Genomic DNA, 13,261 nt, shown 5'->3' on the forward strand with positions numbered 1-13,261 from the left:
AGCAGTAAAAAACCGAGTCGCGAATGATAATCGCGACTCGGTTTTGCTGTATCGATTGTTAGGATTAAAGTACTTTGACTTTAGGCAAAATCCGTCTTAGTTCAAGGAATGGTGTCTTGTCATGCGTACTAATATCAGTAGGATCATATTGTTGTAAGAAGTCGATGACTTTTTTCGTGATCGGTGTTGGCGTCGATGCACCTGATGTGACGCCGACTTGCTGTACACCTTCAAGCCATGATAAATCAAGCTCCGTTAAATCGCCGATTCGATGTGCAGGAGTTCCTGCGATATCAAAGGATACCTGTGCCAAACGGTTCGAGTTGTTCGAACGTGGGTCACCGACGACGATGACGAGATCACAGTCTCCTGCTTGATCCGCTACCGCTTCTTGTCGGACTTGTGTTGCGTTACAGATTTCATTGTGTACTTCCACATGCGGATATTTTTTCCGAACGTGTTCCATCAAAGCTTGGACATCCCATTGACTCATCGTTGTCTGGTTCGTGACGATGATTTTTTTATGAGCAAGCTGAGGAGGAAGTTCATCGATATCTTCGACTTTTTCGATGAGGTGAACATGTTTCGGCGCTACGCCGACGGCACCTTCAGGCTCCGGATGCCCATGTTTCCCGACGTAGATGACTTCGTAATCATCTGCGACGACTTGACGAATCAAGTCGTGGGTACGCGTTACGTCAGGACACGTCGCATCGACGACGTGTAAGTTCTTCTCTGCAGCACGAGCATAAACAGCAGGTGAAATACCGTGTGCTGTAAAGATGACCGTTCCCTCTTGAATCGTCTCTAAGGCTTCGAGGCGATCAGGACCATCAACAGTGATGACGCCCATGTTTTCGAACTCACGTGTGACGTGAGCATTGTGGACGATCATCCCTAAAATATGGATCGGACGTGGCAAATCTTTATTCAATGCCGCTTGTTGTGCAAGTTTCATTGCGTCGACGACACCGTAACAATAGCCGCGGGGGCTGATTTTTTTTACTAGCATAGTTGTAGATTCTCCCTTTGTGAAAAAGAATGATTAGTTAGAGTGTACCATTGATTGAAGCTGAATGAAAATAGAGGAGTCTGTTTCAGCCACAGAACATGCTATACTAATGAAGTTGTCAATTATTCAAAAGGGAGGCGAAGGGATGGAGTCAAAGAAAATGATGCGGTCGTATTTTTTCCAAATCACCGCCGTCTTATTCATCCTGATTTGTCTTGTCATTTCAGCGCTTGCCTTCACTGCAGACCGGGTCACGATTTCCCGAGTCGAACAACAAACAGAGAAACAGAGTGAAAAAAGTGTTGAAGTCTCTGGGAATGCAATTCGCGACAATGTCGGGAATTTGCATGAAGAAATCATGAGCTTGCAGTTGAATGTCAAAAACCCTAAAAAGTTGAGTCGGAAAATTGAGGAGTCTAAATTGTTAGACATTGATACAGGATTTAAAAGTCTCTTTTATTTTGACCGAAAGACGAAACAAATCACCTGGTTTTCAAGCGATGATCGTCGAGTGGAGAATAGTACCATCCTAAAAGACGACGATTTTTTGCAAACGTTGACGAGTACGGATTTTCATATGAGCAAGCTCTATACGATGGAGTCAGATGCTGTCACGTACATGTTCGTCCCGATTCGAGACGGCAATGAGCGTGTCGGAGTCTTTGGTGGTGGATTAAGCGTCATGAATTCGATTGTTTTTCGAAATTCACTTGAATCGTTCGACGATCAGACCATTGCTTACCTCTTCAATAGTAAAAAACAATTGTTAGCCACATCCAGTAATCTCGTGACAGATGAAGAGCGCGTATTATCAAGAAGTGTGGTTGACCGTGCTTTTAAATCGCTAGAACCTTCCGAGATTTTTAGTACGAATCAAGATATGTATTACTTTGCGAAAGATTTGAAAGTGACGGATTGGAAAATACTCGTTCGAACGCCGCGAAATGTTTTTTATGAACCGGTCTATACGACACGACAACAATATTTGATCATCGCGGCTTTAACGCTTGTCCTCAGTCTAATTGTCGGCTATTTGATGTCGAAGCAGTTGACCGCGCCGATGCTTGAACTTGTAAATAAGATCGAGAAAAGCACCTCACCCAAACCGATCGTTCTTGAGCGAGCGGGATCTAATGAGGTCAAGACACTCGTTGCCGCCTATAACGAGTATGCACAACGGATGGAAAATGCGCGTCTTGAGCAATTGAGTCAGCAACAAACGATGTTACATCAAGAAAAATTAGCATCACTCGGTCAATTAGCAGCAGGAATCGCACACGAAATCCGTAATCCATTGACGCCTGTTAAGATGACCTTACAGTTGTTAGCGACGGAAAAAGATCGTAATGCAGAAATGCTAGTCCTTGCTTTATCAGAACTCGATCGGGCGAATGGTATGATTCAAACGATGCTCGATCTGTCAAAAGGTGAGAACAATGCGCTTCAAAAAACAACGATTGATATGAATGATTTAATGAAGAAATTGACATATATCCTCGAAGCTGAAGCGCATCATTACGAGGCGGACTGCAAGATTTATACACCATCCTTTATGCCGAAGATTTATGCGTCAGAAGAGGGGATCTTACAAATTTTAGCAAACTGTGTCCGAAATGCCCTACAAGCTGTTGCGTTTAAAGGACCGGACGGCATATGTCATCTGCATGTGCATGTCTATCCAGAAGAGGTCGTCTTCATTGTTCAGGATAACGGAATCGGTATGGACGGAGATCAAATCGAACATGTCGGTCAAGCATTCAAAACATCGAAAGTCGATGGAAATGGACTTGGGATCTTCATGTCGAAACAAATCGTCCGTGATCATAAAGGGAAAATGATCTTTGATAGTAAGCCGGGCGTCGGTACGACGATTCAAGTTCACTTGCCACGAAAGGAGCAAATGGAATGAAATTCAATAAGGCCTGGTTATTCGTCCTGATTGTCTGGATTTCATCCGTTCTGTTCATTTCCAACTTGTTCGTCAATCCAGATCCTAGTCCACGACGTCATCTCGTTGGATTTACGATCGTTAATGATAAGCATGAGTTCGCACAACGGCTCGTAGATGCGTTTAAAACGCAGGCAAAAATCAATAAATACGAAGCGGTCGTCACGACTTCCCATAACTCACGCATCAATGAACGGGAGCAGATTCAAGAGTTCATTCGGATGAAAGTCGATGCGATCTTCGTGACGACATTAGATGACGTCTATATCGCTAATACATTAGAAGAAGCGGCTCGTGCCGGGATTCCGGTTTTTGCCATCGATCGATTGATTCGTTCCGATGCAGTCGTCAGTTCAATCACTTCAAATAATCAATTGATTGGGGAACAACTTGCATCCTTCATTAAACACGAACGTATCAAGCAGACGGGACGAGCTACCGCCAATATCATTGAAGTCGCAGGGACAACAAACGTCAATACAACGAATGAACGACACCGAGGATTTTTGACTGGTCTTGAGCGTGAGCCGGAACTTCAGATTGTCGAATCCGTGAATGGGGATTACGACCCCATCACTTCAGAAAAGGTTATGACGCAGGTGATTGAGTCAGGAATTCCGTTTGATGCCGTCTATTGTCATAATGACGATATCGCGCTCGGTGTCCTCGAAGCATTGAAAAAAGCAGGCATCAAAGGAAAAATAATTGTCGGCATAGACGGGAATCGTGCTATATTAGAAGCTGTTGACATGAAATCGATGGATGCGACGGTCGTCCAGAGTGCTGATGAGATGATGAAAGTCGCCTTCAGTGCATTGAAGCTTCATACGAAAAACAAAAAGATTCCAAATCGTTTTTATACGTACTCCTATCTGTATGACGGTAGTAGACCCATAACCATGTTGAACTAATCGAGAGGCAGATGCCTCAGCAAATAAGGAAAGGACGGTGTCAATTCATGAATGGATTCAGCCATTATCAATTACACCCGTTCGTCATCGAAGCACTCGATGACGCCCGCATCACAAAACCGACCGACATTCAGTCGCGGATCATCCCAGCTGCAGTAAAGGGGCGCGATATCATCGGTCAATCACAAACAGGAACAGGAAAAACGTTATCGTTCCTTCTTCCAATCGTTCAAAACGTCGATCCGAAGCTTCAAGAATTACAGGCGATCATCGTTGCTCCGACGCGTGAACTTGCTTGGCAAATCCATGAAGAACTAAAATCGTTACTTGTGAAAGAACCTGACTTCATCAAAACGAGTCTCATTACAGGTGGGATGGATCGCGAACGTCAAATTGGTCGTGTTAAAGTCTCGCCACAAATCGTCATCGGAACACCGGGACGTATTTTAGATTTATTCAAGGAACAAGCATTGAAGCCGCATTTCGTGAAGCACTACGTCATCGATGAAGCGGATCAAATGCTCGATATGGGGTTCTTGCCAGAAGTTGACCGGATTGCTCAAGCTCTTCCAGAACAGCTTCAGATGATGGTCTTCTCAGCAACGATTCCTGAGAAATTGCAACCGTTCTTGAAAAAATACATGAACAACCCACGTTACGCCCATGTGGATCCGAAACAACAGACAGCGAAGAAAATCGTTCACCATACGATTCCAGTCAAACACCGTGAGCGCTCAGAGTTGACACTGAAAGTCGCGAAAGCGTTGAACCCTTATATTTGTCTGATCTTTACGAACACAAAAGCAGAAGCAATCGAAGTCGAAGCTTTGTTCCTAGAAGCAGGACTTAATGTTGGTTCTCTTCACGGTGACCTCCCGGCTCGTCGCCGGAAACAAGCGATCAAGGAAATCAACGATGCGAAGTACCAGTATGTCATCGTGACGGATCTTGCTGCACGTGGAATCGATATTTCAGGTGTCTCACACGTCATCAACCACGGTATTCCGAAAGATTTGGACTTCTACGTTCACCGTGTCGGTCGGACAGGTCGTGTCGATCAAGATGGATTGGCGTACACGCTGTTTGAAGATCACGAGAACGGTATGATCAATCGCTTAGAAGACCGTGGCATTCAATTTACGAACGTCGATGTCAAAGGCAGTCAAATCGTCGAAGTCAAAGAACGCCGCCGCGCGAAGCCGCACATGAAGACTGCCGTCTCGAAGACAGCGCATAGTCGTCTTTCGGGTGAAGCAGCAAAAGCGAAAAAACGTGTTAAACCAGGTTATAAGAAGAAACATCAATATAAGCTGAAAGAAACAGCAAAACGTGAACGCATCAAAGAACAACGTGGTGTCGGTCGCGCGCAACGTAAAGAAAACGCCCGCAAATCAAAATAACTCCATTGATGACACCCGTGAAATGAAAAAACATTTTTCGGGTGTCTTGTCGTTTTCAAGATTTGGTACACTGTAAAAAGAGAAAGGTGGAAAACAACATGAAAATAGGTTCACACGTCTCCGTTTCGGGGAAAAAAATGCTGTTAGGTGCCAGTGAGGAAGCAGCGTCTTATGGTGCAACGACGATGATGGTCTATACAGGAGCACCTCAAAATACACGCCGTAAACCGATGGAAGAGTTACGAATTCCGGAAGCATTGCAACATATGAGTGCGAATGGAATTGAAGAAATCGTCGTACACGCACCGTATATCATCAACCTAGGGAATACGACAAAACCCGAGACATTCGAACTCGCGGTTTCGTTTTTAGGAGCTGAGATCAAACGAGCAGAAGCTCTAGAGAAAGCACGACACATCGTATTGCATCCAGGTGCGCATGTAGGTGCTGGGGAAGAGGTTGGAATCAAACGGATCGTTGAAGGACTCAATGAAGTATTGACAGGCGAAGAACAGGTGAAGATAGCGCTTGAGACGATGGCTGGAAAAGGATCGGAAATCGGAAAAACCTTCGAGGAACTTGCTCAGATCATCGAAGGCGTCACACATCATGATCGTCTGTCCGTCTGTCTTGATACATGCCACGTGCATGATGCGGGATACGATATCGTGCACGACCTAGATGGTGTTCTCGAACAATTCGACCGAATCGTCGGACTGGATCGTCTTGGTGTCATCCATGTGAATGACTCGAAAAATGTCCGCGGTGCGCGGAAAGACCGTCACGAAAATATTGGTTTTGGTGAGATTGGATTTGATGCCTTACACCGTGTCGTGCATCATCCTGCCCTGGCTCATTTACCCAAAATTCTAGAGACACCTTACATTGGTCTCGATCCAAAGAAAAAAGTAGCACCGTATAAACAAGAAATCGATATGTTACGTTCGGGTGCATTTGATGCAGACTGGCGTCTACCGATTCTAGGAGCACCGGTCGAATAACTCATAAAGGGGTGTCAGTGATGTGTCATATACTCGTCGTCGATGAGACTAATTTTGCGATACGACAAGCTGTTGTCCACTATTATGAAACAAAGGAACCGTTTTATTTGCCGGCAGATCTGGCAGAGGGAGAAGAAGTATTTCTTGCGACGTCTGATGGAATCATTGCGTATGCAGAAGTCTTGTTCACCGAGTATACGACACGTCCAGAAGATCCATTTTGGTTGACGAATGCTGACGACTCGGAAGGGTCATATGTGTGCCTTGATCTCATCAGTGTGGATTTACGACATCCGTTACTTGGACGACCACTCGATCAACTTAGTCTTAAAACCGGACCAGTCGAAAGTGCGTTTCGCACACGTCTGCTTGATTCATGGCAGTATGGGTATTTCGAAACCGATGTGCTGACACTCGAACAATCTAAACAACGTCGAATCGAGCGCTTCAAGGAGCGAAATCATCTAGAACAAATTGCGCGTCAATGTGTTCATTGTGAGGAGTCTAGGCAGTCGTTACTCGAATGGCATTTGACATCAGAAGGATACCAGACGGTGTGTCCGACATGTCACCGGTGGTTACATCAACGGATGTTGCATGGTATGGATACGGCGGCGGCGACGGAAGAGAGTGAGTAAAAGCTTTTTCTATTCAAGCAGAGCTCGTATGACTGATCATCCAATCATTAAAACCTTAAAAGAATCAAAAAAACAGTTCTCTATCTGCGCTGGCAGTAAAGAGAACTGTTTTCATTTAGATTAGAAAAAGCGTTCTACTAAAAACAGATAGATTTTCATCCCAAGGAAGACACCAAAGATCCCGACGACGGCTGGGAAAACGGGTGGAGCAGGGATTGGTAATTTCAATGCGGTGAACACGACTCCGCAGATGACGCCTGCGAGAAGGGATAACAAGATTTGCTGAAGCATACATTTCGTCCTTTCTGCTGTAATCAGCATTTGAAGTAAAGTATATCTTAAATGTCAGGTGGCATTTTGATCAAGAATGACTTTGTCATCCTTCTTTTCGATTGTGATCCACTTTTGTTTCAATGGAGCTGTAAAACTTGGTTTTTGTTTTAATTTGCCGCTCGTATAATCTAGAATCAGCAACTGTGATTCGCAGCTCTGTTTTCCGTCTTTAACGTAATAATAGGATCCATCGGCTGTCTGCTCACGCGCTTTGACATTATCAGCAAGGGCGAGGGCGAGACAATCCTTTAGATATTGTTTATGTTCTTCGTCCATAATCGGGAACAAGATTTCAATCCGTTTTCGCATGTTGCGTGTCATCCAGTCAGCACTTGACCCATACATCAAATCCTGCCCGTTGTGATGGAAGTAGAAGATGCGTGAATGTTCCAAATAACGATCAACGATCGAGATGACGCGAATGTTCTCCGAAACACCTGGAATGCCAGGACGCAGACAACAGACGCCACGAACGATAAGTTCGACTTGTACACCGGCGCGCGATGCCTTATAGAGACGTAAGATGATGTCTTTCTCCGTTAAACTATTCATCTTGGCAACGATTCGACCGTTTCCGTGTTTTTGATGATGATGGATTTCTTCATCAATCAATGACAGGAACTTCTCAAGCATCGCGTTCGGGGAAGTTTGGATGACGTTCCATTCGGGTTGTTCCCCGTATCCGGACAACCAGTTAAAGAAATTAGTCGCATCTTCGGCGATTTCTTCTCGAGCCGTCAATAATCCGACATCCGTGTATAGTTTCGCCGTCGAATCATTATAGTTGCCGGTACCAAGATGGACGAAACGCTGAATCTTTCCTTCGTGGAGTCGGACGACGAGCGTGATCTTCGAGTGCGTCTTTAAATCACTATATCCGTAGATGACATGAGCGCCGGCTTTTTCTAGCTGCTTTGCCCACTCGATGTTCTTCGCCTCGTCGAATCGAGCTTTGAGTTCGACGAGGACAGTGACCTGTTTCCCGTTCTCGGCTGCTGTTTTTAAGGCTTTAATGATCGGTGAGTCACCAGATACGCGGTAAAGGGTTTGTTTGATGGCAAGGACGTTCGGATCATTAGCCGCTTGGACGATGAACCGGACGATAGGATCAAACGTATGATACGGATGATGCAAGAGATAGTCGCGTTCCAGTAATTGCTTGAACAGATTTTTTGAACTATCGAGTGCGGGTGGATCGACCGGCATGATCGTCTGATAGATCAAATGATCATATTCAACACCGATTTGACTGTAGAAGGCGAAGGAGAACGTCAAATCAATCGGACCATCCACAGCAAAGATATCGCGTTCCTGCAAATCAAGTACATCACGTAGCATGTTGAGTAGTTCAGTATTGATGGCAGCTTTTTGGACTTCAAGTCGAATTGCTACCCCCCAACGCCGTTTTTTTAATTCCTTTTCGATTAACTTCAATAAATCGTGTGTCCCTTCTTCGTGAAACGGAAGGTCGGCATTCCGGGTTATCCGAAATGGCATAGCAGACAACACGCGATAGCCTTTAAATAAACTGTCAATAAAGGCGATGATGACGTCTTCGAGTAAAATGACAGCCGTCGTCTCGTCATCTTCTACCGGTAAATCGACGAATCGCGGTAAAACAGCAGGTACTTGTACGAGTGCCAAATTTCGTTTCGTCCCGTCTTCTGCTTCAAGAACCGTTGCGATGTTAAGTGATTTTGAAGACAACATCGGGAACGGACGATAGGCATCGACAGCAACAGGCGTGAGTACCGGAAAGACTTGTTCACGGAAAAAGGATTTTACATAGGTCGTTTGTTCTGAAGTCAGGGCGTCGTATTTTAAGAATGTAATGCCTTCATCTGATAACGTCTGATTGATTGCTTGAAATGCTTCGTATTGCCGATCGACTAACTCTTTTGTTTTCAACGCGATCGCACGTAACTGTTGTTTAGGTGTCATCTGTTGTTTATTTTCCGGTTTATTGAACCCGGCGAGCACTTCATCCTTTAAGCCACCGACCCTTACCATATAGAACTCGTCTAAATTGGAACTAAAGATACCGAGAAACTTAAAACGTTCCATTAATGGATTGCGTGTGTCAAAAGCTTCACCCAGTACACGTTCGTTGAACTGGAGCCAGCTGAGCTCACGATTATTGAAATGTTCCGGTATGTCGAGCTTCATGAAGGAAGATCTCCTTTCGTTTCGAAGGTAATCGTACAATCAATGATTCGTTCCAGGTGTTTCTTTTGTTTTTCGGCTTTTTCGACTTCAAATCCATAATCGTGATCGCCTGTATCGAGGACGAATTGGAGTTGGTCCTTTTTAAGGAACAGTTCCAAATGATCGACAGCTTTTCGTTCCGTCACGTCGAGGGCATGGCTTAACTTGAGTAAAGAACCGAGTAAGTCGAAGCGGTCCAGTGATTCTTCCGTGAACCATTCTTTGAACGGCTTTGCGAGTTGTTGCATCCGTTTTGCTGAAGAATAGGAGCTGACAAGGGAGAGTGCAACGCGATCCTTATGCGTCATGCCATTCATTTCGGTGTTCGTCAACAAATAAAACGTCTGGTCTGATCGCGTGTCCGGATTAATGTATTGACCGCAATAAAACAAACGACTTGCGGAATCGAGGAGGCGTAAATCGGACGCTCGTTCTGATACCAGGTCTAACGTGACGAGTTGACGGTACATCGATTTAGCAAGTGTTCTGATATACGACGCACGATCACGATTGACCTTATAATCACTTTCAAGCTGATAGAGGCTCTGCTCACGTACGTTTTCAATCCGGCGGTATGCTTCGTCCTGCACGTCGAACTCGTAAACAAGACCTTCACGAAGACCGAGATTGCTCATGATGAATTCTTCCGCTTCGATGTGTTGAGCTAACCCTTGGATCGCAATCAATGCCGGCAGGAAAATATCGATTCGATCCTTTGATAACCCTTCGATTTTCGATAGCTGTTTCGCTGATTTCCCTTCCAGATCATCGACCATCTTAGCGAGTTCCTTCGCCTTGATTTGATATTGATGAACGCTCCGAAGCGGATAATCCTGATTGGATTGATGGATACGAACGAAGTTTCGGGCAGAACCACCGACACCGATTAAAGGAAGCTTTTTATCACTTAGCCATGGTATCGATTCGAATTGTTCCCTTAAGAATTTCACCAACTTCTTCTTATCACTTGCACTAAGTGTCTCGTCGGAAACGAATTGCCGTGTCAATGTGACGGCGCCAAATGGAAAGCTATGATACGCTACCATCTCGCGATTTTCGATCAAGGTGACTTCCATGGAACCACCGCCGATGTCGACAGAAAACCCATCTGTCAGGAAGGTCGAATTGATGATAGCAAAATAACCATAGTATGCTTCTTGTTCGTCTGTTAGAACCTGAATGGAAAAAGGTGTGTTTTCAGTAACGGATTTAACAATTGCTTCTCGATTCGTCGCATTACGAATAGCAGCGGTCGCGACACAAATCGTCTCCTCGACCTCATGGGTGACACCGACTTCGTAAAATCGATGTAACGTTTCTTCGAGTAACGAGATGCCTGCGTCGTCAAGTGCTCCGTCTTTATTGATATGAGCAGATAAACGCGCGACGACTTTAATGTTAATCTTCTCGATGTAACGACCAGAAGCGATCGGATGGAAGATGACATAACGAATTGAGTTGGAACCGATATCGATAACTGCAAGTTCTTGTTTCAAGTGACCTCGACTCCTCTCTGCGATGCGTGCATTAAAAGATTTCCCTTCCTGAACAAGCCGGAAACAGCTAGTTTCTGTCTTTATTGTACCTTGATTATTTTCAAAGGAGGATAGGAAGTTGCTAGAGTTGCACCAATAATTAGCGAACGCTATAATAAGACAGTTGATTAAGACGTAATTATTCCGTTTTACGAAAACGGAAGGAGTGAAAATAAATGGAAACACCAATCATCGAGATTGATCAAGTCAGCTATGATTATCCAGATCGCCGGGTATTGAATCAAGTTTCGTTTCAGGTTCAACAAGGACAATTCTTAGCAATCGTCGGGGAAAATGGATCTGGGAAATCGACGCTGATCAAATGTATCTTAGGTTTATTGCAACCGAAAGGAACGATTCGCTTATTCGGACAACCCCAATCGCAATTCAATGAATGGTGGCGAATCAGCTATGTCTCGCAAAAAGCAGCTTCGTTTAACTCGGGTTTCCCGGTAACTGTCGCAGAAGTCGTCGAGATGGGGTTGTATGCTAAAAAAGGACTTTTTCGTCGTTTGTCACGCGATGATCGAGACAAAGTGCGGACTGCCCTTGAAACAGTCGGAATGTGGGAACGCCGTGATTCAAAAGTCGGCGACTTGTCCGGCGGTCAACAACAACGCGTCTTCATCGCGCGTGCGCTCGTCAACGATCCGGACTTAATGATCTTAGATGAACCAACTGTTGGTGTCGATCAGCGATACGTGAAAGAATTTTATGAAATTCTTGAAGAACTGCGTCGAGATAAACGGCGAACGTTCGTCCTTGTGACACATGATATCCATTTCGTCAGCAAACTCGTCACGGATGTCATTCATTTGGTCGATGGACGTTTAGGTTGTAACTGTGGCATTAAAGAGTATTGGGAACTAGATGAACAGACGATCCGCTCCCTCTATCCAGTTCCGGGACGTGTCCTCGTTCACGAAGGGAAGAGTGTCCAATGATTGAAGCATTCATGACGTTAAAATTTTTACAGTATGCTTTAGTGGCTGCCATTTTAATTGGATTCACGGCCCCATTGATTGGCTCGTTCGTCGTCGTCCGGCGGATGAGCCTGATCGCAGATGCACTTTCGCACGTCACGTTAGCTGGGATTGCACTCAGTCTCTTGATTTCTGGTATGGTCGCGCAATTAGCGGACTTAAATCCACTGTACTTAGGAATCGTGACGTCGGTCATCGCGGCACTGACGATTGATTGGTTGCGCGCTAAATATAAGCATTTTCAAGAACTCGCGATTCCGATCATCATGGCAACAGGGATGGGGCTCGGTGCGACATTCATTAGTCTTGCGAACGGCTTTTCAATGGATCTCGTCTCCTTCTTATTTGGAACGGTTTCGGCTGTTGCCTTAACGGATGTGTACACGATTCTTATCGTGACGGTCGTGGTCGTCATCTTCGTCTTTGCCTTTTATAAGGAATTGTTGTTCCTCTCATTTGACGAGGAACAGGCACGTGTCTCGGGAATCCGACTTCGTTTAGTTCACATTCTCTTTATGATCGTCGTTGCGCTTGTGATCGCGATTAGTATGCGAATCGTCGGGATTTTACTTGTCTCGAGCTTAATCACGTTGCCGGTTGCGGCAGCACTTCGAATTGCAAAAAGTTTTAAGACGACGATCTTTTTAGCTATCATCTTCGGTGAGGTTGCAACAGTACTTGGACTCATCCTGGCTTATCAGTTTGATTTAGCACCCGGCGGAATGATTGTCCTACTTGCCGTGCTCGAACTGATCATCGTCATGCTATTAGAACGTTTTTGGATAGGAGGTAAAACACATGAAGACGAACATCGAACAAGCGCGTGAACGAATGAAGGCTTGTGGGTTTAAAATGACACCGAAACGTCTGGATTTGCTATCGTATCTGTTTGAAGTGAATCGGTATGTCAGTGCGCGGGAAGTGGCAGAAGCTCTCCGGACGTCTCATCCTTCGTTAAGTTATGATACGATTTATCGAAACTTGAATGATTTTTCGGAAATCGATTTATTAGAAGTGACGGAATTAGACGGTGAGATGAAATATCGGGCTGCCTGTGCTTCCGGTCATCACCATCATCATTTGATATGCCGAATCTGTGGCAAGACGGAGACGTTGAATGTCTGCCCGATGGAGTGGATTTCACCTGCTCAAGAGACTGGTTTTGAAGTCGAAGATCATAAATTCGAAATCTATGGACGTTGTGCGAATTGTCAACGCTTGACGTCTTAAATAGAAGGGAACGTCCATTCGGGACGTTCTCTTTTTTGTTTTTATACGACTAGTCCTGATTAAAA

General features: G+C 44.9%; 12 protein-coding genes. 8 read left to right on the top strand and 4 right to left on the bottom strand.

Annotated features, from left to right (window positions below; translation table 11 throughout):
- Window positions 1-64: 64 nt before the first annotated feature.
- Window positions 65-1,012: a 4-hydroxy-3-methylbut-2-enyl diphosphate reductase gene (locus tag ACN9MT_RS04400; RefSeq protein ID WP_426272842.1), complete on the bottom strand. Its 948-nt coding sequence runs from the start codon at window positions 1,010-1,012 to the stop codon at window positions 65-67.
- 145 nt (window positions 1,013-1,157) lie between these two features.
- On the opposite strand from ACN9MT_RS04400, the gene ACN9MT_RS04405 reads away from it, so the two are divergent.
- From ACN9MT_RS04405 to ACN9MT_RS04425, 5 genes are all read left to right on the top strand, one after another.
- Window positions 1,158-2,921 (top strand): two-component system sensor histidine kinase NtrB, encoded by a 1,764-nt coding sequence (locus ACN9MT_RS04405; RefSeq protein WP_426272843.1) that lies wholly within the window; start codon window positions 1,158-1,160, stop codon window positions 2,919-2,921.
- Window positions 2,918-3,871, top strand: coding sequence for a sugar ABC transporter substrate-binding protein (locus tag ACN9MT_RS04410; protein ID WP_426272844.1), 954 nt, complete (start codon window positions 2,918-2,920; stop codon window positions 3,869-3,871). Before ACN9MT_RS04405 ends, ACN9MT_RS04410 begins: the two co-directional genes overlap by 4 nt.
- A gap of 47 nt (window positions 3,872-3,918) precedes the next feature.
- Window positions 3,919-5,271 (top strand): DEAD/DEAH box helicase, encoded by a 1,353-nt coding sequence (locus ACN9MT_RS04415; protein ID WP_035409194.1) that lies wholly within the window; start codon window positions 3,919-3,921, stop codon window positions 5,269-5,271.
- Window positions 5,272-5,369: 98 nt separating this feature from the next.
- Window positions 5,370-6,272 carry a deoxyribonuclease IV gene (locus ACN9MT_RS04420; RefSeq protein WP_035409192.1) on the top strand — a complete coding sequence of 301 codons (903 nt, stop codon included), beginning with the start codon at window positions 5,370-5,372 and terminating at the stop codon, window positions 6,270-6,272.
- Between the two features lie 20 nt (window positions 6,273-6,292).
- The gene (locus ACN9MT_RS04425) at window positions 6,293-6,910 is read left to right on the top strand and encodes a hypothetical protein (protein WP_426272845.1); all 618 of its coding nucleotides are present in this window, start codon (window positions 6,293-6,295) and stop codon (window positions 6,908-6,910) included.
- Window positions 6,911-7,030: 120 nt separating this feature from the next.
- Here the strand turns inward: ACN9MT_RS04425 and ACN9MT_RS04430 are convergent, their stop codons facing one another.
- Genes ACN9MT_RS04430 through ACN9MT_RS04440 form a run of 3 tightly spaced genes read right to left on the bottom strand, consistent with a single transcriptional unit; the run spans window position 7,031 to window position 10,944 of the window.
- Complete coding sequence (locus ACN9MT_RS04430; RefSeq protein WP_023467523.1) at window positions 7,031-7,201, bottom strand: XapX domain-containing protein; 171 nt, start codon at window positions 7,199-7,201, stop codon at window positions 7,031-7,033.
- A gap of 54 nt (window positions 7,202-7,255) precedes the next feature.
- Window positions 7,256-9,409 (bottom strand): RNA degradosome polyphosphate kinase, encoded by a 2,154-nt coding sequence (locus tag ACN9MT_RS04435; RefSeq protein WP_426272846.1) that lies wholly within the window; start codon window positions 9,407-9,409, stop codon window positions 7,256-7,258.
- On the bottom strand, window positions 9,406-10,944 hold the full coding sequence (locus ACN9MT_RS04440) for a Ppx/GppA family phosphatase (RefSeq protein WP_426272847.1): 1,539 nt from the start codon (window positions 10,942-10,944) through the stop codon (window positions 9,406-9,408). Before ACN9MT_RS04440 ends, ACN9MT_RS04435 begins: the two co-directional genes overlap by 4 nt.
- Before the next feature lie 215 nt (window positions 10,945-11,159).
- Between ACN9MT_RS04440 and ACN9MT_RS04445 the strand changes: the two genes are divergently transcribed.
- From ACN9MT_RS04445 to ACN9MT_RS04455, 3 genes are read left to right on the top strand one after another with little or no spacing between them, the layout of a single operon-like run.
- On the top strand, window positions 11,160-11,927 hold the full coding sequence (locus ACN9MT_RS04445) for a metal ABC transporter ATP-binding protein (RefSeq protein WP_035409184.1): 768 nt from the start codon (window positions 11,160-11,162) through the stop codon (window positions 11,925-11,927).
- Window positions 11,924-12,793, top strand: coding sequence for a metal ABC transporter permease (locus tag ACN9MT_RS04450; protein ID WP_313489914.1), 870 nt, complete (start codon window positions 11,924-11,926; stop codon window positions 12,791-12,793). The genes ACN9MT_RS04445 and ACN9MT_RS04450 overlap by 4 nt, the downstream gene beginning before the upstream one ends.
- Window positions 12,765-13,196 carry a Fur family transcriptional regulator gene (locus ACN9MT_RS04455; RefSeq protein WP_426272848.1) on the top strand — a complete coding sequence of 144 codons (432 nt, stop codon included), beginning with the start codon at window positions 12,765-12,767 and terminating at the stop codon, window positions 13,194-13,196. Before ACN9MT_RS04450 ends, ACN9MT_RS04455 begins: the two co-directional genes overlap by 29 nt.
- The last annotated feature ends 65 nt before the right edge of the window (window positions 13,197-13,261 follow it).

Origin of the sequence: Exiguobacterium sp. R-17 (assembly GCF_049913315.1) — a bacterium.
In the GTDB taxonomy this organism is placed as follows: domain Bacteria; phylum Bacillota; class Bacilli; order Exiguobacteriales; family Exiguobacteriaceae; genus Exiguobacterium_A.